Below are 25,463 nucleotides of genomic sequence, written 5' to 3' on the forward strand. Positions count from 1 at the left end.
CTCATTTTTCCCTATATATCTAGTTTAGTAGAATGACCATGTTGAAGCAATCAATACGTCTTTCTCAATCGAACATAAAAAAGACAGTGATCCCACTGTCTTAATTCTTAAAATACTCTTTGTAATACCCACCCATTTTACCAGTGTTATCAATGACAAAATAAAATTCATCCGTTTCATTTTTAAGCTCGTATGTTTTGCCTTTCGTTAAAGCACGATTGACCATGTATTTTTTTGCATCCGTATGTACACATTCCACTGTACGAATCGTTTCTTTATCCATCCACGTTTTGTGAAGCATAATATCCCCTCCTTTTTCTGCTTATTTCATTATAAATAGAATTGTTAGTTGAAGCAAATGATTTCAAAAAACAAGGCCTTGAGAGAATAGCTTTTGTGCTTTATTAGAATGCTAATAATAAGGCTCGTCCTACAGTGATTAAAATTTAAGTATTTTGCCTATTAATGATACGTTTTACCCAGCTTTATTTATATGGTAGGGTAATAAAGTTATTTTTATTTCGGATAGTTATATAGGAGGTAATATTTTTGAATAAACAAACGATTGATTGGCCGGTCTTTATCATTAGCGGCGGGGCTTTGATCTTATTCGTACTAGCTTCATTTATATCAGCTGAAGGGGTTGCCAATTATGTAGATGCTACGTTCAATTGGTCTGCAACCTATTTCGGTGCCTTTTGGCAAGTATTTATGCTTCTAACGTTCTTGATTGCACTAGGGTTATTGTTTTCAAAGTACGGGTCTGTTCGTCTCGGAAGAAGTGAAAAACCAGAAACAAGTACATTTAAATGGATCTCCATGATAATGTGTACGTTACTCGCAGGCGGAGGAGTATTTTGGGCTGCTGCTGAGCCGATCTATCATTTTCTAGAGACGCCGCCTATGTACGGTGATATTCCGCCTGGTCAGCAGGAGACAATCGTTCCAGCTCTTGCTCAATCTTTTCTTGATTGGGGATTCTCTGCTTGGGCGATTTTAGGTACATTAGGTGTAGTAGTACTTATGTATGGCTATTCTAAGGGATTGCCTTTTAAACCTCGAACTTTGCTTTACCCTCTAGTAGGTAAAAACATCATGAATAAAAACAATGTATTAGGTATTGCGGTAGATTCATTCTCCATTATTGCCGTAGCTGCTGGTACCATCGGCCCGATCGGTTTTCTTGGATTACAAGCAGCATATGGGTTAGATTCCTTATTTGGCATTCCAAATACATTTCTCACTCAGTTATTGATTATTTTTGGATTAGTTGCGATTGCAGGGATCTCTGCAGTAACCGGGATTCATCAGGGAATTCAATGGCTAAGCCGATTTAATATAATCTTTACTCTCGTCCTCGTCGTCATTGTATTATTAGTAGGACCAGCTGGCTTTATTATTGATTCATTTGTTGGAACATACGGTGTTTACCTGCGCGATTATTTTGAACTGAGTTTATATCGAGGTGATACAGGCTGGTTATCATTTTGGACGATTTTCTTTTGGGGATGGTTTATCGGGTATGGTCCAATGATGGCTATTTTTATCAGCCGTATCTCTCACGGCCGTACGATTAGAGAACTATTTATTGCCGTAATTGTTATTGCCCCTCTTGTGACGAACTTTTGGTTCACTGTTGTAGGAGGCTCCGGAATCTTCTTTGAACTCCAAAATCCTGGTTCAGTCAGCGAACCGCTTTATGAAGCCGGGCTGCCCGCTTCCATGATTGCTATTGTCACACAATTGCCGTTTGGTTTTTGGATCGCTGCTGCGTTTTTATTAGTAACCATTGTGTTTGTTGCGACTACTACAGATTCGATGTCTTATACAATTTCAATGACAGTAACAGGAAGCAGTACACCAGCTAAATCGATTCGATTGTTTTGGGCGCTTTCTATGGGTGCTGTAGCTGCAGTGCTATTATATTTAGGAGAAGGCAGTATTAATGCTCTTCAATCATTTATTGTCTTTACTGCAGTTCCCGTCTCACTGATCATGCTCCCAACATTGTGGCTTGCCCCTAAAGTGGCGAAGAAAATGGCTAAAGATCAAGGAATTCTATAGCAAAATAAAGCAGCCTATCAATGAGATAGGCTGCTTTTTGTATTATCCTTCAAGTAAAAGTTGTTCTGGATCTTCAAGAAGTTCCTTCACTTTTACAAGGAAGCTGACTGCTTCTTTACCATCAACGATACGGTGATCATAAGATAAAGCAATGTACATCATTGGGCGATTTTCAAAGTTTTCTTGATCAATCGCAACCGGACGCCATTGTACCTTATGCATGCCAAGGATACCAACTTGTGGTGCATTAAGGATTGGTGTAGACCATAATGAACCGAATACACCACCGTTTGTAATTGTGAACGTTCCGCCTTGTAAGTCAGAAATCGCAAGCTTATTGTCACGAGCTTTCTTACCAAGTGAACCGATCTCACGCTCGATACCAGCGAATCCTAGACGATCTGCATCACGTACGACAGGGACAACTAAGCCCTCATCAGTAGATACTGCAACACCGATGTCGTAGTACTTCTTCATTAGGATTTCATCGCCTTGAATTTCAGCGTTTAGTAATGGGAACTCTTTAAGAGCACCAATAACTGCTTTTGTGAAGAATGACATAAAACCAAGTTTCACACCATTTTTCTCAAGGAAGCCATCTTTACGGCGTTTACGTAAATCCATAACAGCCGACATATCCACTTCATTAAACGTAGTCAGCATCGCAGCTGTTTGTTGAGATTCAACAAGACGTTTTGCAATCGTCTGGCGGCGGCGTGACATTTTAATACGCTCTACAGGCTTGCCTGGCTGGTCTGCAGCTGCTGCTTGCGGCTTCTTAGCAGGTGCTTCCGATTTTGCTTGCGGCGCGGCCTTTGGTTGTGACTGATGAGATTCCACATCTTGTTTGCGGATTCGTCCTGTCGGATCATTTGTTGCCACTTCTTTTAAGTCAATTCCTTTTTCACGAGCAAGCTTGCGAGCAGCAGGTGAAGCTAGAGGACGATCTGTAGATGACGTCTCTTCTTGAGTTTCTTCGGCAGCTTCTGCTTTAGGAGCTTCTGCTTTTGGCTCTTCTTTAGGCTCTTCCTTAGCAGCTGGTGCTTCAGTTGATGCAGAAGCATCTCCTGATTCATCGATCACAGCGATAACTTCTCCTACTTCAACTGTATCACCTGGCTCTTTTTTAAACTCTTTAATCACACCAGAGTGTTCTGCAGTAATTTCTACGTTAACCTTATCCGTTTCAAGTTCAGCAATATATTCCCCTTGGTTTACTTGCTCACCAACTTGTTTTAACCATTGTGCAATCGTTCCTTCAGTAATCGATTCAGCTAGTTCTGGTACTTTAATTTCAATCACGGCGATGGCCTCCTTATTATTTGCGAGTCAATGATTCTGTGATGATACGATCTTGTTCTTTCTTATGTGCAACCGGGTCACCTTCAGCAGGACTTGAACGATGAGTACGTCCAATGTATGAAACCGATGCCTCGCTAGGTGTAATCTCACGGATGCGTGACTCGATAAATGGCCAAGCACCCATATTCTTAGGCTCCTCTTGTACCCAAACAATTTCTTTTAAATTTGAGTATCTAGCAAATAATTCACGAATTTGCTTTTTCGGGAACGGATACAGCTCTTCAACACGTGCAATGTGAAGCCAATCCCAGTTTTCGTCAGATTTCTTCACACGGTCTGCAAGGTCAATCGCTACTTTACCGCTGCAAAGGACAATACGTTCTACTTTATCTGCAGCCTCACCTAAGCCAGCTTGTTCAAACACAGGCTTGAATTCTCCTTCAGTAAATTCAGCATGCGTGGAAGCAACAACTGGATTACGAAGCAGACTTTTTGGGGTCATAATTATTAACGGACGAACCGAATCTTTTTCAAGGATAGCCGCTTGACGACGTAAAATGTGGAAATATTGCGCTGCTGATGTACAGTTAGCAATTGTCCAGTTATTTTCAGCCGCAAGTACTAAGAAGCGTTCAACACGGCCGCTTGAGTGCTCAGGTCCTTGCCCTTCATATCCATGTGGCAGAAGACATACAAGTCCTGATTTTTGGCCCCACTTAGCACGCCCTGCAGATACCCATTGGTCAAATATAACTTGAGCTCCGTTGGCGAAATCTCCAAATTGAGCTTCCCAAAGAACAAGAGTCTCAGGTGCAAATACGTTGTAGCCATACTCAAATCCGACTACAGCCATTTCAGAAAGCGGGCTGTTATGAACAGAGAACGACGCGTTCGCATCATCAAATTCTTTAAGCGGCGTATGTGTCTCGTTCGTTTCACGGTCATGCAGCACTAAGTGACGATGTGCAAATGTACCACGTTCTGAATCCTGACCTGAAAGACGAATTGGTGTGCCATCATGTAAAATTGAAGCAAATGCAAGTGTTTCCGCTAATGCCCAGTCAATTTTACCTTCCCCTTCAAACGATTGAAGACGACGCTTAAGAATTTTCTCGAGCTTTTCATTTGGTTTAAACTGTTCCGGCCACGTCAGCAATTGTTCATTGATAGACTTTAGTGTATTAAATTCAACTGAAGTCTTTACTTTTGGAAGTCCGCTTACAATGAAATCAGGTGTAACGATTTCTTTTGCTTTATTAGACTTATTGCCTGCAACCGCATCATATTGTGATTGAAGGTACTCTTGGGCTTCTTTATCTAGCTGCTCGCCGTATCCTGACTCAATTTCACCGCTAGCGACTAGTTGGTCTGCATACAGCACACGTACCGTTTTGTGCGCTCTGATTTTTTGATAAAGTCCTGGTTGAGTAACAGCCGGCTCATCCATTTCATTGTGACCGAAGCGACGATATCCGATTAAGTCAATCAAGAAATCCTTTTTGAAACGCTTTCGATATTGAAATGCAAGATGCATAGCAGCAAGACAGGCTTCAGGATCGTCTGCATTGACATGGACGATCGGAATTTCAAACCCTTTAGCTGGGTCACTTGCATATGTAGTAGAACGTGAATCATACGTTTCTGTAGTGAACCCAATATTATTGTTAGCAATAATATGAAGTGATCCACCCGTTTGATAACCTGTTAGACGAGAGAGGTTTAGAGTTTCAGTAACAATCCCTTGTCCTGGGAAAGCAGCGTCTCCGTGGATCAAGATGGAATATGCTTTTGAAACCGTTTGCTCTGGATCACCTTTTTTCGTACGTACTTCTTGAGCAGCACGTGCATAGCCTTCTACAATCGGGCTCACAAACTCAAGGTGAGACGGGTTGTTTGCAAGAGAAACCGTTGCTTCTACTGTATTCTCTTCTTTAATTTGACGATCAGCACCTAAGTGATACTTCACATCTCCTGTCCAACCGTAGTTAATGCCAGTTGATCCTTCTGAAGGCACTAAATCTTTGTTAGGAGCATGTAAAAACTCAGAGAAGATCATTTTGTAAGGCTTGCTTAGTGTGTGCGCTAAGACATTCAAACGTCCGCGGTGCGCCATACCAATCATGACATGCTCTGTTCCTTCATGGACAGATTCACGAACAACCTCATCAAGCATCGGCACCATAATATCAAGTCCTTCGATAGAGAAGCGCTTTTGCCCAACGAACGTACGATGAATAAATTTCTCAAATCCTTCAACTTGTGTTAAACGCTTAAGTAATGCAACTTTTTGTTGTTTTGATAGATTCGGCAAGTAGATACCGGATTCCACCATCTTATTTAACCATTGACGCTCTTCCTCATCATGTACATGACCAAATTCGAATGCAATTGTCTTTGTATAAACATTTTTTAAGTGTTTGATTGCATCTAAACCGTCCTTAACATGTGAAGGGGCATCTGGACAAATTAAATCAACTGGTACTTGTTTCAGATCTGCTTCGGTTAAACCGTAGCGAGAAAGTTCAATTAACTCTTCATTCTTCTTATCCTTATGAATCGGGTGAACGTCGGCTGCTAAATGGCCCTTCGTTCTAATCATGTCGGCAAGCTTTGTTGCTCCGACAAACTTCCTCATCATGTCCGCTCCTGCAGCTTGGTTTGCTGAAGGGGCATTTGTCGCTTGAACAGGTTCAGTTTGAGTAGAAGAAGGCGGTGGACCCCATTGTTCAAATAATTCGCGTAGGTCTTCCTCTACAGCTTCTGGGTCTTTAGTGAATTCTTCATACAACTCAATTGCGACGCCAAGGTTCGGACCATGAAATCCTTGCCATGGCTCTTCCGGTTTGTGCTCCTTGCTGGACATGTGACAAAAACCTCCTAGTAACTTTTAAGTCGGACACTAGTTGACTCTAGTGAGAGACTGGAAATTATAACGCTTTCATTCCCATTTTAACATGATTGTCACATTTGCTCAAAGGTTATCTGCAACATTCATAGATTTGTTTACTCTTGTCGGATAAACTCGGAACGAATATAGTTAAATGTGTTGGGAAGTATCAATTCGCTATACTGCTTTCCTTCACTAAAAAGTGTAAAACTTTTTATTCAGAAAATCTAGTTATTTCGAAAGATTTATTGCTTTTTTTCAATATTTTTTATAAAAGGACGTTTTCAGATGATAAATTTTGACAAAAAGAACCGCCAGCTGCTTACAGATGCCTGTTTTTCTTGCAGTGACCCTCATTTCAGGAGGCCGATTGCAGATCTTCCACAAGTTGGATGCTGCTCCTATAGTCCCGTTTTTACGTTATTTGAATTGGCAAAAATGGCACAATCCAATCCTGCTTTCTACTTCAACCTGCTAAAGGACGAGCATGCTATGATTTTTGATTACACAATTTGTGTACATGCTTTTGTCCACCCAGTGTTTTTCGAAGTTTCTAAACACACATCATTATCATCATTAGAATTTGACGACTTAAAAACATCTTATTCTGTCTGTCGTTATTTTGAAGACGGCAAAGGCTGCACACTGCCTCCCTCATTTAAAAATGCTGTGTGCCGCTCTTTTATATGCACCACTGTTGAAGAATCTTTGACAACCTCTGCACAAGAAGAATTAGCTAGTCATGTGAAGGACATTCACGTAGAATCTTGGTTATTCAATAAAAAACACCAAGCTGTCTTAACTGCGGAAGGATACACACTTAAAGATCATTCACAGGAAATCTTTACTTACTTGAAATCCATTTCAACCAACTAGCACCAAAGCCTATTCAATAAATTGGATAGGCTTTTATTGTTGACGCATGTGTAACAATCCTTTACCATGTTCATATCCTATTAAACAACTAAGAATTAGAGGTGTTTATAAATGAATTTACAAACAAAAGCGGAGCCGCTAGATTCACGCTCGCTTGAACACCCTGCACTCCCGCCCGTGCAGACCATCTTTTTGGCAGCGGGAATCACAGCAGCTATTTTGTTAAGTATTGCAACTTTTACGATTGCAGATGCTAACCTGCTGATCCAGCTTTGGATCGGTTTATTACTCGGATATACTTTATTTCATGCTCGCTTTGGTTTCACGTCTGCTTTTCGCAGACTGATGTCCGTTGGTAATGGCGAAGGGCTAAGAGCTCATATGCTGATGCTTGCTGTAGCCTCTTCCTTATTCGCTCCGATATTAGCTTATGGAGCAAGTTTTTATGGGCATGATCCAACTGGGTTTGTATCACCAGTCGGTACGAGTCTATTAGTCGGTGCCTTTATCTTTGGAATCGGCATGCAGCTGGGAGGCGGCTGTGCCTCTGGTACTCTCTACTCGGTTGGAGGCGGACGCTCTTCGATGTTTATTACGCTATTTGGCTTTATTGCAGGTTCCGTTATCGGGGCTGCTCATTTTGATTTTTGGATGAACGAAACACCAACGCTTCCTGCTATTTCATTAGCTACAGATACTGGACTCGGATACGGCGGTGCTTGGCTTTTACAATTAGTGATTTTTGCGGGCATCATTTTTCTAACGTATTATATTCAACGTAAGAAAAATCCGCCTAAAATGGCATTAGTACCATCCGCACAAGGTATGAAACGTATTTTCCGAGGCTCATGGCCGCTCCTCATCGCAGGTGTAGTACTCGCCGTACTAAATGCGGTAACACTTTTAGTCAGAGGTCAGCCATGGGGAATCACAAGTGCTTTTGCTTTATGGGGATCAAAAGCTGCTCAATTTATCGGCATTGATGTGGCAAGCTGGGGCTATTGGTCCGGTGAGCGTGCACAAGAGTTAAACCAATCGGTCTTTCTTGATTCAACAAGTGTCATGAATTTCGGAATTATGGCTGGTGCCTTTATTGCCGCAGCAGCTGGCGGCGTGTTTGTACTAAAGAAAATTCCTCCCAAAGTGATGATCGCTTCTCTCATAGGAGGAATTATGATGGGATACGGTGCACGTCTTGCATTTGGCTGTAACATTGGAGCATACTTCAGCGGTGTGGCATCATTCAGTTTACATGGCTGGGTTTGGGCTGTTATGGCTTTAGCCGGCACATACTTTGCTCTTTACCTGCGCCCGCTGTTTGGCCTTTCTGTTCCAAAACCCACTGATTCAAGTTGTTAATCTCGCTCATTATATCTTAATAATAGAAAAGGGAAGACAGCCTGGCTGTCTTCCCTTTTCTATTTCGTCCAATTTTCATTAAACCACTTTTCCAGCTGACTTTTTTCATTTTCAGTAAATTGAAAGAGCGGAGAGTCACAGCCTTCTTCTCGCAGCACTATTTGAAGGATGTTCCCTTCATGATTTGTAATAATAAGAGCTTCAGGGTCTATAAGATTTTCCGGAATTCCACTCCCCTCAAACTTGATGACATGATGAAGCCAGTTTTGCATCTCATAAGTCTCTACAAGGGTCATTGAGGAAAACGCTGCTTCTGTATACGTTTCAAACGTCAAATCAATCATGATTACTATTCTCCAATCTTACATTCTTTCTTTACGAACATGTCAGTTTTATAGTTTATACACCACAGAATAGGGTGCTGCAGAAAGCTGCAGCACCCAGACGACCTTAAAAAGAATTTTTAATTGTTAATTCCTCAAGAGGTTTTCTTGAAGATCGGTGAGCTGGGATTGCTGCTTTACCAAGCGTAATCAGCATAACCGGAGTGAAACGATCTGGAATATTAAATGCTTTAATGAACGCTTCTTCATTAAAGCCACCCATAGGGCATGTATCATATCCTTTTGCTTTGGCTGCAAGCATTAATTGCATGGCAGCTAGAGATGCGTTTGTTAAAGCTAGTTCACGCGGATAGGCTGGGTCTTTCTCGTATGCTCGATTAATTTGACTGACTAACGTATCTTTAATCTGTTCAGTCATGAAGCCTTTTTCTACAGCTTCACCGTATACATTTTCAGCTTCTTTATTAGCTTCTACATCTCCTAATACTGCAATCGTTACACAGCTTTCTACCACTTGCTTTTGGTTATAGGCGATAGGCAGCAATTCCTCTTTTTTCTTCGCGTCCTCAATGACAAGGAAGCGCCAGTGCTGTAAATTCCAAGAAGAAGGAGCCAATGCCGCCGCTTCTAAAATGGCCGTTAGGTCCTCTTCTGGCATCTTATAATCAGCCTCATATTTTCTTACTGAATGACGTTCTTCTATCGTTTGAAATAATCCTAGATCCTCTTGATGTGTAGTACCATGCATGTAAAACTCTCCTTTTCTTGCCATAATACTTTTATTGTAGCGAAACTAAGGTTGAACGTAAAATGATATGCATACCCTTTGCTGCAGTTGAGTCTATTGACCTGTATCATTTATTCCTGTATACGGCTGTCAAAAGGTATAATATGCTGCCTCCTTTAACAATGTAACGGCTGCATCATTGCTTATTTATTAGATTACTCATCCCGCGGTACATTCATACTCCTGCACTTATGTTAAGGATTATAAAGTGAGTGGCTTATTTTATTTACAATATGGTTACACTACACCTATATACCACCTTAACCTTCTTACTTAAGGAGATGATGACTATGGAATACAGCCTGCAAAGTTTAGAGTGTGCAGACCCTTGTACAGTCACTGTAGACCCTGATAATCAGATCTATACACTGAAGACCTTTGACACGAGCGGCAGAGTGTTTAATGAACCGATGGAACTTGTAGCATGGATCAAAAAGAATTGGAGTCCTTCTCAATTTAGGGAGCCAAAAGAGTATCAAGCACTGCTCAACGCAATCAAACAAGAATTGCATTAATTGAAGAGTTTACTTTTTAAACACCATCATGTACCATCCGCCTTCTTTCACTACAGGGGTTGTTTTTTTGAATTTAAATCCTGCTGCTTTTGCATATTGTTTTAACTCACGCTCAGATGGAACGGGATACATGTTTTCATGCGCGGACATAAAGCTGTTAAATGCTGATGCAAATGCTTGTCCGTGCTTTGATTGAACAAGCGGGGAAATCACAATCAACGTCCCTTTTCTCCCAGCAATTTCACTAGACTTTTTAAACAGCTCTGCACGATCCTCTTTTGAAAAGTAATAGAGCAGATTATTCATCATCACAAGATCAAACTCTTCATCTGATTTATATTGCTTGATATCGCCTGCAACAATGTCGATATTACTGTTTTCAGTCTCCTCTTTTGCTTTCTTTGCTACACCTTCGTCAGCTTCAAGACCCTTCAACCTTAACTTAGGCTTTTTCACTTGAAGACGCTTCAAATATCCTCCGTATGCACACCCTACATCAAATACTGATTTTATCTTTTCTTTCTTTACTACCTCTAAAACTTTAGGGAAAGCAATAGTTTCAAGCAGTGCTGAAGTCTGCGCAACCGTATCACCATAATCCGTTTCAAAAAAATTCACTTCTTTTCCTTGCATCAAATCCCTATATGACAACATCGTAGGGATATGTAACTCCATCATCTCTTTAATTAATATCCCTACTGAGGAGTCACTATCTTTAGATACATATTTTACAAGCGACCTTTTTGGCTTTATTATCCCTTTGCGTTTTTGCTTTAAATGCCCTAAAACAATGCCTACATCAACCCAGCGCTGCAGCAGGTCTTGATTTAGTTCATTATTTATTGCTACTTCTTCAACAGTCGCCCCTTTTTTAAAATGTTTAAATAAGTCTAGACTGTAGCCAAGGTGTGCATGCCAAGTCGGTAAAAATGGTTCGTTTCGTTTCATCCACTTTCTAGCATTCCATAGCTTTTTGTATTCTGTCAGCTGCATGCTCTTCACCTCTTCTTTTTATATCTCCAGGGAAAATCATCTTTTTTATTGAACATATGTTTATTCAGCACTTTCTCTGATAACTCTCTTTTCCCAAAGCCAAATGCTGATAAACCATCTGTAAGTCCAAACTTCCACAATCCAATTCCAGCAATATTCATCATTTGTTTATCATGAAGGCGCTTGTTGAGTGCGAGCCGTTTGATTGCTAACACTCGCAGCTTTTGTGGAATATGTCCGCGCAAATTATAGATCAGTGCAGATTGATGCGAGAGCCATGACAAATACTCCACTCTCTCTCCACGAACGTCTTCGAACCATTTTAATAACTCATAATCTGATGGGAGCCCCACTTCATACATCCAAGAAATAAGATCTCCTAACACATACGCATCTTGAATCGCTAAATTCATCCCTTCACCTGCCATTGGGTGAACGCTGTGTGCTGCATCACCAATAATAACCACATTACCTTCAGTGTAATGTGTGACAGTATGCCTGATCGGTACCATCAATTGAATATCTTTCCAAGATTTTATTTGATTCACATAGCCTTCAAGCTCAGGTTTCAGTTGAATATAAGCTTCATAAAATGCTTCTAACCCTTGTTTTTTCATTTGTTTATATTCATCGCCCCTGATTAATAAAACAGACCGAACTTCCCCGTCTGGGAGCGGGAAAAGTCCAAGAAAACGCTCATGATTACCAATCATCTCTCCATCGACTAAAGAAGGAGGTGAGGGAAAAGTCACGGTTAGAAATTGGTGCGTGTATGTGGATTGTTTTAACGGTATATCAACAGATTTTCTCACTTTAGAGCCTCTGCCTTCAGCCCCAATAATTATATTTGCCTCAATCACCGACTCTAGGCCTTCTCTTTTTATGACGACTTGATTCGTGCCTTCTTTCCTAAGGAATGCCGCGGGTTGAAGCAGATGAAAATGCGGATAACGACTCGCCTCATTTAAGAGAATTTCTTTTAATGTGTTATGTGGGATCATGGCTGCCGTATTATTCTCGATCGGCAGTCTAGAATAATCCATCACCACTTCAAGTAGTTGTCGATTCTTCTCATCCACTTCTTTAGTTACAATTTTTTGAAGAGGATTAATTTCTTTGTTGATTTGTGTCGAAATTTCAAGCTCTTCAAAGATTGATAAGGTTTTTGGCTGAAGCAGCTCACCTTTATACACATTCCCCATGCCCTTTTGCTTCTCAACTACAGTGACATCAATTTGATGTTTAGCAAGCTTTAGGGCAAGAGTGAGTCCTGCAACTCCTCCACCGGCAATAAACACTTCTGTCTTTGTCTTCTTCGACATATTCCAATCACCACCTGTCAGTCACCACTTGTATCATCCTTTATTCCCATCCTTATCGTACTTGAAACAAGAACACTGCAAGCTTCGAGCTACTTTGTGAAAAGTTGTCGAAAATTGTTTTCTGACTGGTTGTTTTTGTTTATAATAAATAAAGCTATAAATCTCGGTTTATTAAATAGATTACAAGTTAATTACATCAGCTCATATTACAGATCCTTAGCAGCTGATACATGATACGATTTTCTTAAAAAAGGATGGCTGCATGTGAAGAAATTCTTTACGTTTTTATTTTTTATGTCATTCATCATTTTAATCATTGGTGTATGGTCCTTTGAGAAGAATGATCAAGTAAGACAGCTTACCTATAAGACGCTGATCGGACAACATCATATACCAGAAGAATATGTCCCTATTTATCAAGATGCAGCAGATGAATATGATGTCCCGTGGGAACTTTTAGCATCCGTACATCGGGTGGAGACCATTTTTTCAACAATGGATCCCCTCATCAGCCCTGTGGGGGCAGTTGGTCACTTTCAGTTCATGCCTAGAACATGGGTCGGCTGGAGTTACCCCGGAGGAGATCTTGGGCAGATTGAGGATGAAATAGACATTACAGATGTAGCCTTGATTGAAGAACATCGCGGATATGGCGTCGATGCGACAGGTAACGGGGTAGCAGATCCTTTTGATATGTATGATGCGGCTTATTCTGCTGCGAGGTATTTAGCTGATCACGGTGCAAGTGACGGCGAGTATGAAGAGGCATTATTTGCTTATAATCAAAGTCAAGAGTATGTTAATCAAGTAATGGGTTACTTCAATTCTTACAAACAGCATTACGAGTTAGTATCATTGCCATTTGCATATGGCAAAAAATAAGCATGGAGTGTTTGCTCCATGCTTATTTTAATCCAGTCATATATGTATTCAGTCGCGCTTATACTTTAATTTGGATTTGTTCTCGAACTCGATCTCTATTTCAATTTTTTTAACGTTTGATTTCTCTACTTCAAGTTTGTCTAACAGCTGCTCTACTACTGCATCAGTTAGTGATTCATTTTCAACATATAACTCAGCAAGTAAAGCTTCCGTATATTGTACAGCATCGTTCCCTTTTATTTCGTGCTTACTTTTCCCCTTGCCTTTTTGCTTCATTTTGACTTTGGCTTTAGGTTTATCTTTTTTGACCTCATATTCGATTTCTACCTCTCCGCCATCTTCAAATTCCACATCAAGTTCAAATTCCTTTACACCTGATGCTAAAACGCTCATACTTTCTGCCTCTTCACTTTTTTCATCCGGTGTTTCTTCTAAATCTTTAGTTGTTGACGTACTTTCTTGTGGTGATTCCTCTGCTTCAATGGTTTCATCCTCATGATGTTGAGGTTCTTCCCATTGTTCTAGATCACTTTCTTCAATCACTTGCTGGTCATCAAACTCATCTTGCTCAGCTGATTCACCTTGCTCATCTCCTCTAGCAATCTCGCTTACTGCTACTGCATCCTCCGTTTCAAAAGTAACAGCATCGGAAGTATCTGTATTGACAGAGTCGGACTCAACAGAATCAGAATCAACAGAATCATTTCCTGCGCCTTGGTTACACCCAGCAAGGACAAATAAAGAGATAAATAAAATGACGATGTATGAATGCTTCAACTAATTCACCTCATTGTATTGGTTACATATTCCGTAGCCACTTTATCACAGTTTAAAGTCTTATTCTAGAGGCATGAGTCATAAGCTGTCATATATCATGTACAAGGAGTTGTATAAATGGGCTTTCTCTTTTTAGTGTTGCTTGCCTTATTAGTCAGTATAGATGGATTTGTGATCGGCTTTATGTTCGGGCTTAAACGAATTAAAATCCCATTAATCGTTCTAATTTTTATCTCTATCTTCTCAGCTATTGTCATTTTTCTTTCAATGGGTGTCGGCCGCCTGCTTGGAGAGGTCATCCCATCCTCCATGATTCAAACACTTGCAGCGATTTTAATGATTGGTGTAGGGGTGTATAACCTGTTTAATGAACTTCCTCTATACCGTCAATCGTATTTCGTCATTATCGCATTATTAATTAATGTCGACAGTGTCGGTTATGGTATACAGGCTGGATTTGCAGAGAGACCATTTTGGTTCGCCCCGCTCGCAGGAACGATTCTTTTTCTTGCGCTTATATTCGGAATTATAAGAGGATACGAAACGAAAAATCCATTTATCTTGAAATATATTGCCTCACTTCCCGGCCTTTTGTTTATTTGTTTAGGAGTGATGAAGCTGATGTTTTAATCTATAAAAAAGAAGCGGCTGGAAGAATGCAAGCCGCTTCTTTGATGGTTATTAAGACCCTTCCTCTTTTAGATAGGAATGATTTTTGACTCTATACACAATAAATAAATAAGCAAGTGATACAATAAGCATCGCTGTACCGACGAATTGATAAATAAATCGGATCGAAGGTTGGTTAGCTATCATTCCAATCCCGTCTAATATGATAGGTGAAGCGAATTGACCAAGAAATAAGAGACTCGTTACGAGAGCCATCGCCTGAACAACTTGGATTCTAGGTACCTCTCTTGTTACTCGGTCAAACACTATCGGCATGATGATTCCAAAGCCAAACCCCATACACGCAACACCAGCAGCTAAAAATGCCAAATGAGATGAGAAACCAACCAACAGAAAGCCTGCAGCCATTAAAAAGAGCTGGATCGGGATCACATATGCGTTCAATAATTGGTTCACTTTATTTAACACTATACCGGCTACTAACCCAGTGGCTGTAGCTATGGCAATGATGATTCCTGCCATTTGTGAAGACCCGATGCCTTCCTCATGGATAAATAATGCCATGTTCGCAGGGATTGAATAAAAAGCTAGTATTAAAAAGAACAAGCCTCCCCCTAAAAGATAGACCTTCTTAGGTAAAGGGGACAGGGAGGTGCCGATTGGAATCGTTTCAGGACTGCGTTTTGGAAGAAACCAAACGACAATTAATGCAACGACCAAAGCAACCAAATATACACTAAACGTCACACGCCAGCTTATCGCTGCAAGCATCCCTGAAGAAAGAAATAAGATAATGCCGCCTAGGTTATTAGATGCACTTACCTGTCCCATCACTGCTGTTCTTTCTCTGCCGTCAAAGAAATCAGAAACGAGCGACGTTGAAATTGGCATTAAAAAGCCGACTCCAATCCCTAAGACAGCACGGCAGACAAGCAGCCACTCAATAGAAGCCGCAAGCCCCCCGCCTGCTCCTCCAACCACATAAAAGCTAATCCCAATCAATACAATGGTTTTCTTAGCTATCTTTTTTGTTAAGTAACTCGAAATAAATGTGAACGGAATAATAAATAATGATGGTAAAGTAAGGATGAGTTTAATCGTCGTTTCACTTGAATTTGGAAAAGCCGCTTGAATATCTGCAAGTGCAGGCGAGACGGCAGCACCAGCCATAACGGTCAGTATCGAAATGGAGAGAATGGCGGCTTTGATAAGATGTTTATTCATTCTTTTCCTTCTTTCTACCATTTAAACTAGCTGCTACATGCTGTACGATTTAGCACAATGTATATACATGATTAACAGCCACTAATCTATTATATAACCTGATAATTGATTTCAGCAGTAAAAACGCTCAATTCGAGTCTTCCCAAAAAAGAACATCCGCTAAAATAGCGGATGTATTAGTTCATTACGTATGTGGCAATCGCTTTTTGAACATCAAAAATGCTTTTATCTTTTTTAAATTGTTTCTTGATCGGCTCTGCCGTACTTGAGACCCAGATTTTCAGTTCTGCATCAAGATCAAACGTACCTGCCGTCTCTACGCTGAAGTGCGTTATGCTTTTATAAGGAATCGAGTGATACTCAATCTTTTTCCCTGTAACTCCTTGTTTATCAACTAAGATCAATCTGGCATTTGTAAAAATAAACAGGTCTCGAATGAGTTTGTAGCCTCTCTCGATTTTTTCTCCATCAATGAGAATCACTTCTAACTCTTTCTCTACTTCGGCAAGGTTAATTTCTGATGCATTGCCCATTAAACCGTCAAGTAAGCCCATAATTGATCCCTCCTGCAAATTGTGACTACCCATTCTATTCAATAGATGTATTCAACAAGGATTGCGCTATTCCTTTATCGGTTATCAATCGTCTCCGGGTATAAGTCATGATTCATTAAACGGTATTCAGCCATTTTCTCATACTTTGTTCCTGGCTTGCCGTAGTTTGTATAAGGGTCAATTGAAATACCGCCGCGCGGAGTAAATTTACCCCACACTTCAATATAGCGTGGATCCATTAATTCGATTAAATCATTCATAATAATATTCATACAGTCTTCATGAAAATCTCCGTGATTTCTAAAGCTGAATAAATAAAGCTTTAACGATTTACTCTCTACCATCTTTTCACCAGGAATATAGCTGATATAAATCGTTGCAAAATCTGGCTGCCCTGTTTTAGGACAAAGAGAAGTAAATTCCGGACAATTAAATTTAACAAAATAATCTCTATTTGGATGCTGGTTATCAAACACTTCTAGAATCTTCGGATTGTATTCAAAATCATATGTTGTCCCTTGATTTCCAAGCAGTGTTACACCTTGCAAATCTTCATCTTTACGTCCACCCATATTCAAATCCTCCTTAGACGCCTCGTTTATTTCCCCATACCAACGTATGGAGCTGCGGTAATACTTTTACGTCATTTAATGTTTCTGATGCTACAGCTTGATCAATTAACCACTCATAACGATCTAATAAATGAGAGATTAATGAATCATTTTCAACAGACTCTACTTCATCATTCCCAACTTGAAGATACATTGGAATCTCCGGGTACCTCTCATGGATATGCTTGGCATATTCCAGATCTTCTTCGGTAAAAACAACAACTTTCAAACTGACATGCTGGTCTTTAAGCCGGTCGATATAATAGTCGAGCTTATCATAGTCTGTTTCCATTTTTGAACTAGGCGGTTTCGGGGAGATCGTTACATCACTAACCTCCATCATCCACTCCTGCCAAAGAGATCCTTGCGTTTCAACCGCAGTTTTAATTCCCAAGCTCTTCAAAGAAGACACGAGCTTTCCAATTCCTTGATGAATAGCCGGATTTCCCCCAGAAATAGTTACATGAGAAAATCTGTCTCCGCCAATTTCTTTTAATTGCTTAATAATCTCCTCTGCGGTCATTAGATTACTTTTACCGGTACCGTCCCATGTAAACGCAGAATCGCACCACGAACAACGGTAATCACAGCCGCCCGTTCTGACAAACATTGTTTTTTGACCGATAACCATCCCCTCACCTTGAATGGTCGGTCCGAAAATCTCCATTACCGGGATCTTTTTCATGCTAGTTCCTCTGGTTTCGGACGATAGACGACATAGCTTGTCGGAGTTTCTCGCACGAGTACTTGAATACATTTCGGCTGATTTGAAAGCGTGTCTAGGTGAGATTGAATCGTTTCCCAAATCTGCATAGCAACTACTTCGGTCGTAGGGTCAAGATCTTCATACTCTTTATGCTCATTTAATAAGGAGTGATCATACCTTTTATGAACTAACGTTTTAATGTCTTTAAAGTTGATAAGAAAGCCTGTTGAATCAAGCTCATCTCCAGCAATTGTTACATTAATAAAATACGTATGTCCGTGCATGTTTTGGCATGCCCCTGCTGATTCGTCATTAATAAAATGAGCTGCAGCGAGATGCATATCTTTATTTAATTCAAACCGATAAGAATGCGGGACTTGAGGATAGAACTGCTGAATCATGATTCTTCACCCGCCTCAGTCGATGCCAAGTAATCATCTAAGCCTTTTTTACGCAGTACACACGCCGGACATTCCCCGCAGCCATCACCAATGATGCCATTATAGCAAGTAAGTGTTTTCTCTCTGACAAATGAAAGAGCCCCTAGATCATCAGCAAGCTTCCATGTTTGTTCTTTATTTAACCACATCAATGGCGTGTGAATCACAAACTGATCATCCATTGATAAGTTCAAGGTTACATTTAATGATTTCACAAAAATATCTCGGCAGTCTGGATAGCCGCTGAAATCCGTCTCACATACTCCTGTAATAATATGTTTAGCACCGATTTGCTTACCGTAAATCGCTGCAAATGATAAAAATAAGAGGTTACGCCCTTCGACAAAAGTAGATGGCAGCTCACCATCATCGCCTGCTTCTACTTCAATATCAGCTCTAGTCAGGGCATTAGGTGACAACTGGTTCAAGAGCCCCATATCTAACACATGAAAGGAAACACCTAATTCGTCAGCGATTTTTCTTGCACATTCAATCTCTTTGGAGTGCCTTTGCCCATAATCAAACGTTACAGTAGCTACTTCCTTAAATTCTTTCAATGCCCAAAACAGGCACGTTGTACTGTCTTGGCCGCCGCTGAATACAACGACTGCTTTATCTTGTTTCATGACTCTAGTTCCCCCTTCACAGTTGAAGAAGAACGAGCATTCGTTAAACTCCTCGCAGCATTAAACTGCGACTGCTAAAAACCGTATGTCTCACAGAGAGAATACGGTCCGTTCTCATGTTCATAAAGTACCCGATTTAGGGTCATTCTATAGATGATGAACGAAAGAAAACGACATCTCATTGATGCTGTTTTCATTTATAGTTTTTTATAGAGGGAGTTTGCGAACCTCTTTCACGTAATCGTGAATCTTCTTTATTCTACTTTTTACTTTTTTGCGTTTACTATCGTACCATAAAAACCAAAATAGTGCTTATTCTTTTAACTTAAGTACCGTTTCTTTCCTTTGAGTCATAATGTTGGTAAAATAGTGAAGAATAAAATAATAATACATAAAAGAAATGAGGATGACTCTATGACAACTTTTCAAGACAATTTAGAGAAGTATGCTGAACTTGCTGTTAAAGTCGGCATTAATATCCAGCCAAATCAAACGTTAATTGTTCGTACACCGCTAACAGCTGTTGATTATGTACGACTTGTCGCAAAAAAAGCATATGAAGCTGGCGCTAAGCATGTACAAGTCATTTGGGATGATGAACAGATTACAAAGACTAAATATGAACTAGCTCCTGATGAGGCATTTAACGAGTTCCCTGAATGGCTTGCAAAAGGATATGAAGAACTTGCAGAGAGCGGTGCAGCTTTCTTAAGCATCACGGGTTCTAACCCTGACCTACTGAAAGATGCGGATCCTGAGCGTGTATCGAATGCTGCTAAAGCAAGCGGGAAAGCGATGGCCGGATTCCGTTCGTATGTAATGGCTGATAAAATCAGCTGGTCAATTGTAGCCGTACCTTCTGTGGAATGGGCAGAAAAAGTTTTTCCAGATGCGAAAGGTGAAGAAGCTGTTCAGAAGCTTTGGGATGCAATCTTTGCAGCTACTCGCATTCACAATGAAGACCCAGTAGCCGATTGGAAATCACATCTTGCTAATTTAGATGAAAAGATGGTCGCTTTAAATGAGAAGCATTATGAAGCGCTTCACTATACTGCTGAAGGAACAGACCTTACGATCGAACTTCCTGAATCGCACCTATGGGTAAGCGGAGGAAGCACAAATAAAGATGGTGTAGATTTTGTTGCCAATATGCCTACTGAAGAAGTGTTTACTTCAGCTAAGAAAACAGGCGTCAATGGTACGGTATCAAGTACAAAGCCGCTTAACTACGGCGGAACGATTATTGATAACTTTTCACTTACATTTAAAGATGGAAAAGTGGTCGACTTCAAAGCAGAACAAGGGGAAGCAACATTACAGCGTTTGCTAGACTCTGATGAGGGTGCCCGCTATATTGGTGAAGTGGCTCTTGTCCCTCATAAGTCACCTATTTCTGATACGAATATTTTATTTTACAATACGTTATTTGATGAAAACGCATCAAATCACTTAGCAATCGGCAGTGCTTACGCATTCTGTATTGAAGGTGGAAAAGAGATGTCTAAGGAAGAGCTTGAGAAAAACGGCTTAAACACGAGCAATACTCACGTTGATTTTATGATCGGTTCGAGTGATATGAATATTGACGGCATTAAAAAAGACGGAACACGCGAACCCGTCTTCCGCGACGGAAACTGGGCGTTTTAAAATAAAACTTCTACAGCGGAAATCAACAATTAGCGTTACGATGAAGCTTTTAATACCTCAATAACAAAAGCTGATGAGATGATCTCATCAGCTTTTTTCTAAATTTCTTCTTTTACTGTTACCTTTACCTTAGCATCAGCGGCTTGTCCTTTTCTTTTCTTGTTTGCTTTTCTTAAGTAATACATAAGAGCGACGCCGCGTACAAATCCTTTTAGGTTCTTCTGTCTGCCGACTTCAGCTCCAGTCCTTACTTCATCCATTTTTGCACCGGTATAATCAGCTAATGTTTCAGTGAGATGATGCGTTGCTTGCCCTGCATCTTCTACCACATCAAACAGTGGATCAAGCTTGCTTACTTTATGGTTAACATCCATTAACGTTTCGTTCGCATTGTACAAGACTAATTTTGTTTCACTTGTAATATCATCCAAGCTTTTTTCTGCTTGTGAAATCGTTTTTGCCGTATTATCCAATGTTTCTGTAAGTTTTTTAAGTACCGGGATTAGTAATGCGACTAATACCGCAAAACCAATAGCTAAAATTAATACTCCAATTCCTAACCAATCCATATGTATCACCTCGTCATTTAGTTTATCCTTTATAGCTGCTCACGATACTGATCGACCATCTCTAAAAATTCAGCTACCCATTCTCCTACAATCGGAAGTGAGATCATTTGAGTTAAAATGAAAATGAATAACCCAATAAAAATAGCGGTTCCTATTGTCAATCCAACACCTCTAGCAATCCCTGCTAAAAGATTGGTTTTAATCACTTCTTTTTTGTCGGTGAAGTGATAGGCCATATCCTTTAAACGACCATTTGTTGTCATGTCTTCGAGTTTATCTAATAATTTTTCAAAGCGTTCATTTTCATCATGACGCTTTTCATCGGATCGATGCTTAGGAGGCAGCTTTCGTTGTTCCTGTTCTTTGCGTAACCCCATTCGGTATCCTCCCTTCTTGCATATTCGTTCAATAATACGCTTATTAAATACATACCCAGCTATTTCTGCTCATAAACCAAAAACTCCCTGCCTAAGTACATTGGCAGGGAGTTCTTCTTACGCCCATTTACGATCTTGAGTAAATGAAACGGTCAACCACTTTGTATAATGAATATCCTTCATTTTTAGATTAATTTCTTCTCTGATCTCATCATGCTCTCGTACCGTTTGAGCTTTAGAAGATGGATCTAAAATAAAGTCAATCTCAATATATAATTTTTCCCCTACTTTCGATGTGCGGGTGACTGATTCTACGAAACGATATTTCGTTTCCGTTTCTTCCACTAGTTTTAATATGTGAGTTTGCAAAGGTTGTGCAGGGGACATTTCTAACACTTCTCGAATGTTATCTCTAATCATCACATATGGAAGCTTCAAGCAATATAGGGACACTAAAAGTACCATCAGCGGATCAATATAAGCCACATATGCTGCATACTGAGTATAAGATACAATCGTTGCCCCTAAGAAACCTACAAGGACAGCCCCACTTAACAATGTATCCATTAACCACTGCTTTTGTTCAGCTTCAATAAATCCTGATTGACTTGTTTTCTTTTTCTGAGACAAGAAATACAAGACAACAGCACAGCCGACGGTTGAAAGAATAGAGTACACAAGCGCATACCCGGGATCTACAGCTCTCCCCCCTGTAAATAGGTCATATCCTGATGATGCGAGTGCCACTATACACAACACTAAAATGATACTATATTTAACAATAATAATAATCGGCTCAAGCACTTCTTTTCCAAATGGGAAACGTTTTTCATCCTGCTTTTTAATGTATGCTGCACCGAGTAAAGACATCAGAGATAAGACAACACTTATAAAAGAATAAGCCCCGTCAAATAAAATCATCTGTGAGTTGATGATTAAGCCCCAAACTACTCCAATAACAGCAAAAAGCAGCGCACCATAAACCGATATCATTAATACGCGTTTTTCACTCATGTTAGCACCTCATTAATAATTTATGACTGAACGTCAGTCATTTTTAGTCCACAAAAAGCCAATGAATGCATCAGCTTATTGCTCGTTCGATAAAATCATATAATTCTTTTTTGTACAAAGTTAATTCTTCTGCACTCTTTTTTGCATCTGTGAAAAAGTACGTTTCTGCAGATTGTTCAATCAACCCGATAATAAAACTCGCCAAATGAGTGATCGAACGTCCCATTGGAATGTGGCCAGCTTCCATCGCGATGTTTAATTTCGACTCCAGCCACTCATAGTAAGGCCGGTAAATATCTTCCCATCTTTGAAACGAGTGATAATAAGCAATCCCTGAGTAACAAAACTTAATCACTTCTTTATGCTCCTCAGTTACTTGATAGGTTTGATCTATCAACACTTGCACAATTTGAAAGATCGAATCATCTTTCTTTACTTCTTGTTGAATAGCTTCTAATTGTTCATTTAGAATTCGTTCTGCGATGGCAGGTACAATGGCTCCCTTTGAATCAAAATATAAATAAAATGTTCCTTGAGCCACTCCCGCATGTTTTACAATTTGTGATATAGAAGCTTTCTCAAATCCCTTCTCTTTCATTTGTTCAAATGCGGCATTTAATATAAGTTCATATTTTGTTTCCTGTTTGTTATTCATTAACGCCTCCAAAACCGACTGACTGTCATTCATTTTATTGTATCTTATTCACTTCCTTTTTTCAATAGAACCACTCTTCTACATAAAAAGCAAAAAAGTAATAGGACTCCACCTTCTGACACATAATAAACGATAAGAAAATTGAAGAGGAGGCTTTTTAATGAGTTCACCCTATCTATGCCCAAGCTGTAAAACAAATCGCTCTCGTTTTAATTTGATCGAGCAAGTAGCGACCCCAGTAAAATTAAATCCTCAAGATGGCTCACTCGTTGAACAATACTCAAACGATCAGTTAGACCCTTTTCATACTCCATACCGCGGACCGGAACTAAAAGTACAATGTGGTGCGTGCGGTCTGATTGAAGACGAAAGAATGTTCATTAAGCGTGCTCAAACGTAAAAAAGGCGAAGCCTCTGCTTCGCCTTTTTATTGTGTGAATGGCATCATTGATAGTGCCTGCCTCCCTAAAAGAAAGCTTCCAATGGCATACGCCTCTGCTTCTTCTCGGAACTGATTTGTTTGTTCTACACCCTCGTACACATGCAAGTGATAGGGTTCATATAGAGGAGCTTCCTCAAAAACTTGGTTAAGAAAGGCAGCCGTTTGATTCAGTCCATGATTCCCTCGGTACATGACTTCATAAAAAGAAATAAACCCATGCATTACACCGTTATATCTTAGAGTACGTACAGAGACACCATGTTCAGCTAACCGCTTCGCATAAGCTTCTCCTTCATCACGAAGCGGGTCAAACTCAGCCGTAATCACTAGCGCTGGGGGCATTTTATATAAATCATCTGCCTCAAGCGGGGATGTGTAAGGAAGCTTCCACATCTCCTTTTCAGGGGTATACGTATCTCTAGCTCTTAACATAACGTTTCTAGATAATAGATAATACCCGCTGTCATATACTCCCCTTGAGTCAAACTCAACATCTTGAAAGGTCGTTAACGGATAAAGAAGTGCCTGCGCAGCAATATCAGGCCCATTACGGTCTCTAGCCATCAGCGAGACAACGGTAGCTAAATTCCCGCCTGCACTATCTCCTACTACAGCTACTTTAGAAGGGTCTCCTCCTAAGTTTTCCGCCTCACTAACAGCCCACACAAAGGCATCATAGCTGTCTTCAATCGCTGCAGGAAAAGGATGTTCTGGCGCCACTCTGTAGCCCACGGCAATTACAATACTTTTTGTCCTAGCAGCAAGTGAGCGGACAATATTGTCATGAGTATTAATATCGCCGTAGCCTTTCATAAATGCACCGCCATGATAATAGAGAATAATCGGATGACCCTCTCCTTTAATCGGACGATACATTCTGGCTGGAATTTCACTTCCGTCAGTAACTGGAATAGAAATGTTTTCTCTAGTAAATGAAGGACTGCCGCCTTGCACAAAAAATTTCGGCGGTTTCATATCTGCAGGAACTAAATTATGATGTACAGCATGCAGCAAAACAGCGGTTTTTGGAGGAACTTTTCCCGCTTCCGTATAAGTCCAAGCGTGAACAGAGAGGACTACAATAAGGGCTAACATATTTATCGTTAAAATGGAGATCAACACTCCATATTTACATTTTTTAAGGATAGATAACACGAAAAGACACGCCCCCTTTTGTCTGACTTTTTTAACTCTTTTGTTTTATTATATCAGAAAAAGGTCGTTTTGTTATATAATTTTATATATTTATAATAGATTTTTACATATTTAAACCACATTTACACATTTATTAAAAAACCCCCGCTGTAAAAGCGAGGGTCGTCTCATTATTTCTTCCAGTTTGCTTCTATAAATTCATCCCGGCCAGATTGCTTGCGATCCTGTTTATATTCTTCTTTATGTGTTTTATAAAACTTTTGATGCTTTTCTTCAGCTAAATAAAATTCCTTTGCAGGGAGTATCTTAGTTACAATCGGTTTATTAAATCTGCCGCTTTCTTCGATTTCTTTTTTTGATTTCAGTGCCAATTCGCGCTGCTTTTCGGTATAGTAAAAAATAGCTGTACGGTATTGAGTGCCTCGATCTTGAAACTGCCCTTCGTCATCAGTTGGATCAATTTGCGGCCAGTATAAAGATAGCAGCTTTTCATAAGAAAATTGTTCGGGGTCATATGTAATCTGAACCACTTCATAATGACCTGATTCACCTGTTTTCACTTGTTCATATGTAGGGTGATTGATCTCTCCCCCGCTATACCCTGATAATACATCTCCAATTCCTGGCTGTTCGTCAAAAGGCTGTACCATACACCAAAAACATCCCCCAGCAAACATGGCTTTCTCTCTTTTATTAGACATAGCT

General features: G+C 40.1%; 28 protein-coding genes and 1 riboswitch. Of the genes, 8 read left to right on the forward strand and 20 right to left on the reverse strand.

Annotation, left to right across the window (positions count from 1 at the left end; translation table 11 throughout):
- Positions 1–100: 100 nt before the first annotated feature.
- Positions 101–301 (reverse strand): DUF6501 family protein, encoded by a 201-nt coding sequence (locus PQ478_RS12875; RefSeq protein WP_075682775.1) that lies wholly within the window; start codon positions 299–301, stop codon positions 101–103.
- 242 nt (positions 302–543) lie between these two features.
- Here PQ478_RS12875 and PQ478_RS12880 point away from each other — a divergent pair, with 242 nt between their 5' ends.
- Positions 544–2,064 carry a BCCT family transporter gene (locus PQ478_RS12880; protein ID WP_411810033.1) on the forward strand — a complete coding sequence of 507 codons (1,521 nt, stop codon included), beginning with the start codon at positions 544–546 and terminating at the stop codon, positions 2,062–2,064.
- 42 nt (positions 2,065–2,106) lie between these two features.
- Here the strand turns inward: PQ478_RS12880 and odhB are convergent, their stop codons facing one another.
- Together odhB and PQ478_RS12890 are read right to left on the reverse strand one after the other, a co-directional pair.
- Positions 2,107–3,366, reverse strand: a complete 1,260-nt coding sequence (gene odhB, locus PQ478_RS12885) for a 2-oxoglutarate dehydrogenase complex dihydrolipoyllysine-residue succinyltransferase (protein WP_012959185.1) — start codon at positions 3,364–3,366, stop codon at positions 2,107–2,109.
- Between the two features lie 16 nt (positions 3,367–3,382).
- A complete protein-coding gene (locus PQ478_RS12890; protein WP_289234532.1) occupies positions 3,383–6,229 on the reverse strand; it encodes a 2-oxoglutarate dehydrogenase E1 component in 2,847 nt (948 codons plus the stop codon).
- Between the two features lie 312 nt (positions 6,230–6,541).
- Here PQ478_RS12890 and PQ478_RS12895 point away from each other — a divergent pair, with 312 nt between their 5' ends.
- Positions 6,542–7,129, forward strand: coding sequence for a hypothetical protein (locus PQ478_RS12895; RefSeq protein WP_289234533.1), 588 nt, complete (start codon positions 6,542–6,544; stop codon positions 7,127–7,129).
- A gap of 111 nt (positions 7,130–7,240) precedes the next feature.
- The gene (locus tag PQ478_RS12900; RefSeq protein WP_289234534.1) at positions 7,241–8,488 is read left to right on the forward strand and encodes a YeeE/YedE family protein; all 1,248 of its coding nucleotides are present in this window, start codon (positions 7,241–7,243) and stop codon (positions 8,486–8,488) included.
- A gap of 59 nt (positions 8,489–8,547) precedes the next feature.
- Here the strand turns inward: PQ478_RS12900 and PQ478_RS12905 are convergent, their stop codons facing one another.
- Positions 8,548–8,832, reverse strand: a complete 285-nt coding sequence (locus PQ478_RS12905; RefSeq protein WP_022628006.1) for a hypothetical protein — start codon at positions 8,830–8,832, stop codon at positions 8,548–8,550.
- 106 nt (positions 8,833–8,938) lie between these two features.
- Positions 8,939–9,580 (reverse strand): nitroreductase family protein, encoded by a 642-nt coding sequence (locus PQ478_RS12910; RefSeq protein ID WP_289234535.1) that lies wholly within the window; start codon positions 9,578–9,580, stop codon positions 8,939–8,941.
- A gap of 329 nt (positions 9,581–9,909) precedes the next feature.
- Here PQ478_RS12910 and PQ478_RS12915 point away from each other — a divergent pair, with 329 nt between their 5' ends.
- Positions 9,910–10,134 carry a hypothetical protein gene (locus PQ478_RS12915; protein WP_012959191.1) on the forward strand — a complete coding sequence of 75 codons (225 nt, stop codon included), beginning with the start codon at positions 9,910–9,912 and terminating at the stop codon, positions 10,132–10,134.
- A 9-nt stretch (positions 10,135–10,143) separates the two neighbouring features.
- On the opposite strand, the gene PQ478_RS12920 is transcribed toward PQ478_RS12915, so the two are convergent.
- The gene (locus tag PQ478_RS12920) at positions 10,144–11,127 is read right to left on the reverse strand and encodes a class I SAM-dependent methyltransferase (RefSeq protein WP_289234536.1); all 984 of its coding nucleotides are present in this window, start codon (positions 11,125–11,127) and stop codon (positions 10,144–10,146) included.
- A 5-nt stretch (positions 11,128–11,132) separates the two neighbouring features.
- The gene (locus tag PQ478_RS12925; protein WP_289234537.1) at positions 11,133–12,449 is read right to left on the reverse strand and encodes an FAD-dependent oxidoreductase; all 1,317 of its coding nucleotides are present in this window, start codon (positions 12,447–12,449) and stop codon (positions 11,133–11,135) included.
- A gap of 264 nt (positions 12,450–12,713) precedes the next feature.
- On the opposite strand from PQ478_RS12925, the gene PQ478_RS12930 reads away from it, so the two are divergent.
- On the forward strand, positions 12,714–13,331 hold the full coding sequence (locus tag PQ478_RS12930) for a lytic transglycosylase domain-containing protein (RefSeq protein WP_289234538.1): 618 nt from the start codon (positions 12,714–12,716) through the stop codon (positions 13,329–13,331).
- Between the two features lie 48 nt (positions 13,332–13,379).
- Here the strand turns inward: PQ478_RS12930 and PQ478_RS12935 are convergent, their stop codons facing one another.
- On the reverse strand, positions 13,380–14,108 hold the full coding sequence (locus PQ478_RS12935; protein WP_289234539.1) for a YusW family protein: 729 nt from the start codon (positions 14,106–14,108) through the stop codon (positions 13,380–13,382).
- A gap of 117 nt (positions 14,109–14,225) precedes the next feature.
- Here PQ478_RS12935 and PQ478_RS12940 point away from each other — a divergent pair, with 117 nt between their 5' ends.
- Positions 14,226–14,738 carry an MntP/YtaF family protein gene (locus PQ478_RS12940; RefSeq protein ID WP_012959196.1) on the forward strand — a complete coding sequence of 171 codons (513 nt, stop codon included), beginning with the start codon at positions 14,226–14,228 and terminating at the stop codon, positions 14,736–14,738.
- Positions 14,739–14,789: 51 nt separating this feature from the next.
- Here PQ478_RS12940 and PQ478_RS12945 read toward each other — a convergent pair whose 3' ends face one another.
- The 6 genes from PQ478_RS12945 to queC form a co-directional block, all read right to left on the reverse strand.
- Positions 14,790–15,962: an MFS transporter gene (locus tag PQ478_RS12945; RefSeq protein WP_289234540.1), complete on the reverse strand. Its 1,173-nt coding sequence runs from the start codon at positions 15,960–15,962 to the stop codon at positions 14,790–14,792.
- A gap of 176 nt (positions 15,963–16,138) precedes the next feature.
- Positions 16,139–16,516 carry a PH domain-containing protein gene (locus tag PQ478_RS12950; RefSeq protein ID WP_012959200.1) on the reverse strand — a complete coding sequence of 126 codons (378 nt, stop codon included), beginning with the start codon at positions 16,514–16,516 and terminating at the stop codon, positions 16,139–16,141.
- A 74-nt stretch (positions 16,517–16,590) separates the two neighbouring features.
- Positions 16,591–17,088: a preQ(1) synthase gene (queF, locus tag PQ478_RS12955; RefSeq protein ID WP_012959201.1), complete on the reverse strand. Its 498-nt coding sequence runs from the start codon at positions 17,086–17,088 to the stop codon at positions 16,591–16,593.
- A gap of 13 nt (positions 17,089–17,101) precedes the next feature.
- Positions 17,102–17,812, reverse strand: coding sequence for a 7-carboxy-7-deazaguanine synthase QueE (gene queE / locus PQ478_RS12960; RefSeq protein WP_075682763.1), 711 nt, complete (start codon positions 17,810–17,812; stop codon positions 17,102–17,104).
- Positions 17,809–18,234 carry a 6-carboxytetrahydropterin synthase QueD gene (gene queD, locus PQ478_RS12965; protein WP_289234541.1) on the reverse strand — a complete coding sequence of 142 codons (426 nt, stop codon included), beginning with the start codon at positions 18,232–18,234 and terminating at the stop codon, positions 17,809–17,811. The genes queE and queD overlap by 4 nt, the downstream gene beginning before the upstream one ends.
- A complete protein-coding gene (gene queC / locus PQ478_RS12970; RefSeq protein ID WP_012959204.1) occupies positions 18,231–18,899 on the reverse strand; it encodes a 7-cyano-7-deazaguanine synthase QueC in 669 nt (222 codons plus the stop codon). Before queC ends, queD begins: the two co-directional genes overlap by 4 nt.
- A 193-nt stretch (positions 18,900–19,092) precedes the next feature.
- Positions 19,093–19,136, reverse strand: a riboswitch (PreQ1 riboswitch).
- A 177-nt stretch (positions 19,137–19,313) separates the two neighbouring features.
- On the opposite strand from queC, the gene PQ478_RS12975 reads away from it, so the two are divergent.
- The gene (locus tag PQ478_RS12975; protein WP_289234542.1) at positions 19,314–20,546 is read left to right on the forward strand and encodes an aminopeptidase; all 1,233 of its coding nucleotides are present in this window, start codon (positions 19,314–19,316) and stop codon (positions 20,544–20,546) included.
- 98 nt (positions 20,547–20,644) lie between these two features.
- Here PQ478_RS12975 and PQ478_RS12980 read toward each other — a convergent pair whose 3' ends face one another.
- The 4 genes from PQ478_RS12980 to PQ478_RS12995 all read right to left on the reverse strand — a co-directional run bounded on the left by PQ478_RS12980 (position 20,645) and on the right by PQ478_RS12995 (position 23,161).
- Complete coding sequence (locus PQ478_RS12980; protein ID WP_012959206.1) at positions 20,645–21,115, reverse strand: DUF948 domain-containing protein; 471 nt, start codon at positions 21,113–21,115, stop codon at positions 20,645–20,647.
- 29 nt (positions 21,116–21,144) lie between these two features.
- Complete coding sequence (locus PQ478_RS12985; protein WP_289234543.1) at positions 21,145–21,492, reverse strand: DUF5665 domain-containing protein; 348 nt, start codon at positions 21,490–21,492, stop codon at positions 21,145–21,147.
- A 117-nt stretch (positions 21,493–21,609) separates the two neighbouring features.
- Entirely contained in the window at positions 21,610–22,506 is an 897-nt protein-coding gene (locus PQ478_RS12990) for a cation diffusion facilitator family transporter (protein ID WP_075682759.1), read from the reverse strand.
- 70 nt (positions 22,507–22,576) lie between these two features.
- Positions 22,577–23,161 carry a TetR/AcrR family transcriptional regulator gene (locus PQ478_RS12995; protein WP_012959209.1) on the reverse strand — a complete coding sequence of 195 codons (585 nt, stop codon included), beginning with the start codon at positions 23,159–23,161 and terminating at the stop codon, positions 22,577–22,579.
- Positions 23,162–23,321: 160 nt separating this feature from the next.
- On the opposite strand from PQ478_RS12995, the gene PQ478_RS13000 reads away from it, so the two are divergent.
- On the forward strand, positions 23,322–23,561 hold the full coding sequence (locus PQ478_RS13000) for a DNA alkylation repair protein (RefSeq protein ID WP_289234544.1): 240 nt from the start codon (positions 23,322–23,324) through the stop codon (positions 23,559–23,561).
- 27 nt (positions 23,562–23,588) lie between these two features.
- Here PQ478_RS13000 and PQ478_RS13005 read toward each other — a convergent pair whose 3' ends face one another.
- Both PQ478_RS13005 and msrA read right to left on the reverse strand, forming a co-directional pair.
- Positions 23,589–24,758: an alpha/beta hydrolase gene (locus tag PQ478_RS13005; protein WP_289234545.1), complete on the reverse strand. Its 1,170-nt coding sequence runs from the start codon at positions 24,756–24,758 to the stop codon at positions 23,589–23,591.
- 170 nt (positions 24,759–24,928) lie between these two features.
- Positions 24,929–25,459: a peptide-methionine (S)-S-oxide reductase MsrA gene (gene msrA / locus PQ478_RS13010; protein WP_289234546.1), complete on the reverse strand. Its 531-nt coding sequence runs from the start codon at positions 25,457–25,459 to the stop codon at positions 24,929–24,931.
- Positions 25,460–25,463: the final 4 nt, after the last annotated feature.

It is taken from the genome of Alkalihalophilus pseudofirmus (assembly GCF_029094545.1).
GTDB classification, from domain to species: Bacteria; Bacillota; Bacilli; order Bacillales; family Bacillaceae_D; genus Alkalihalophilus; species Alkalihalophilus pseudofirmus.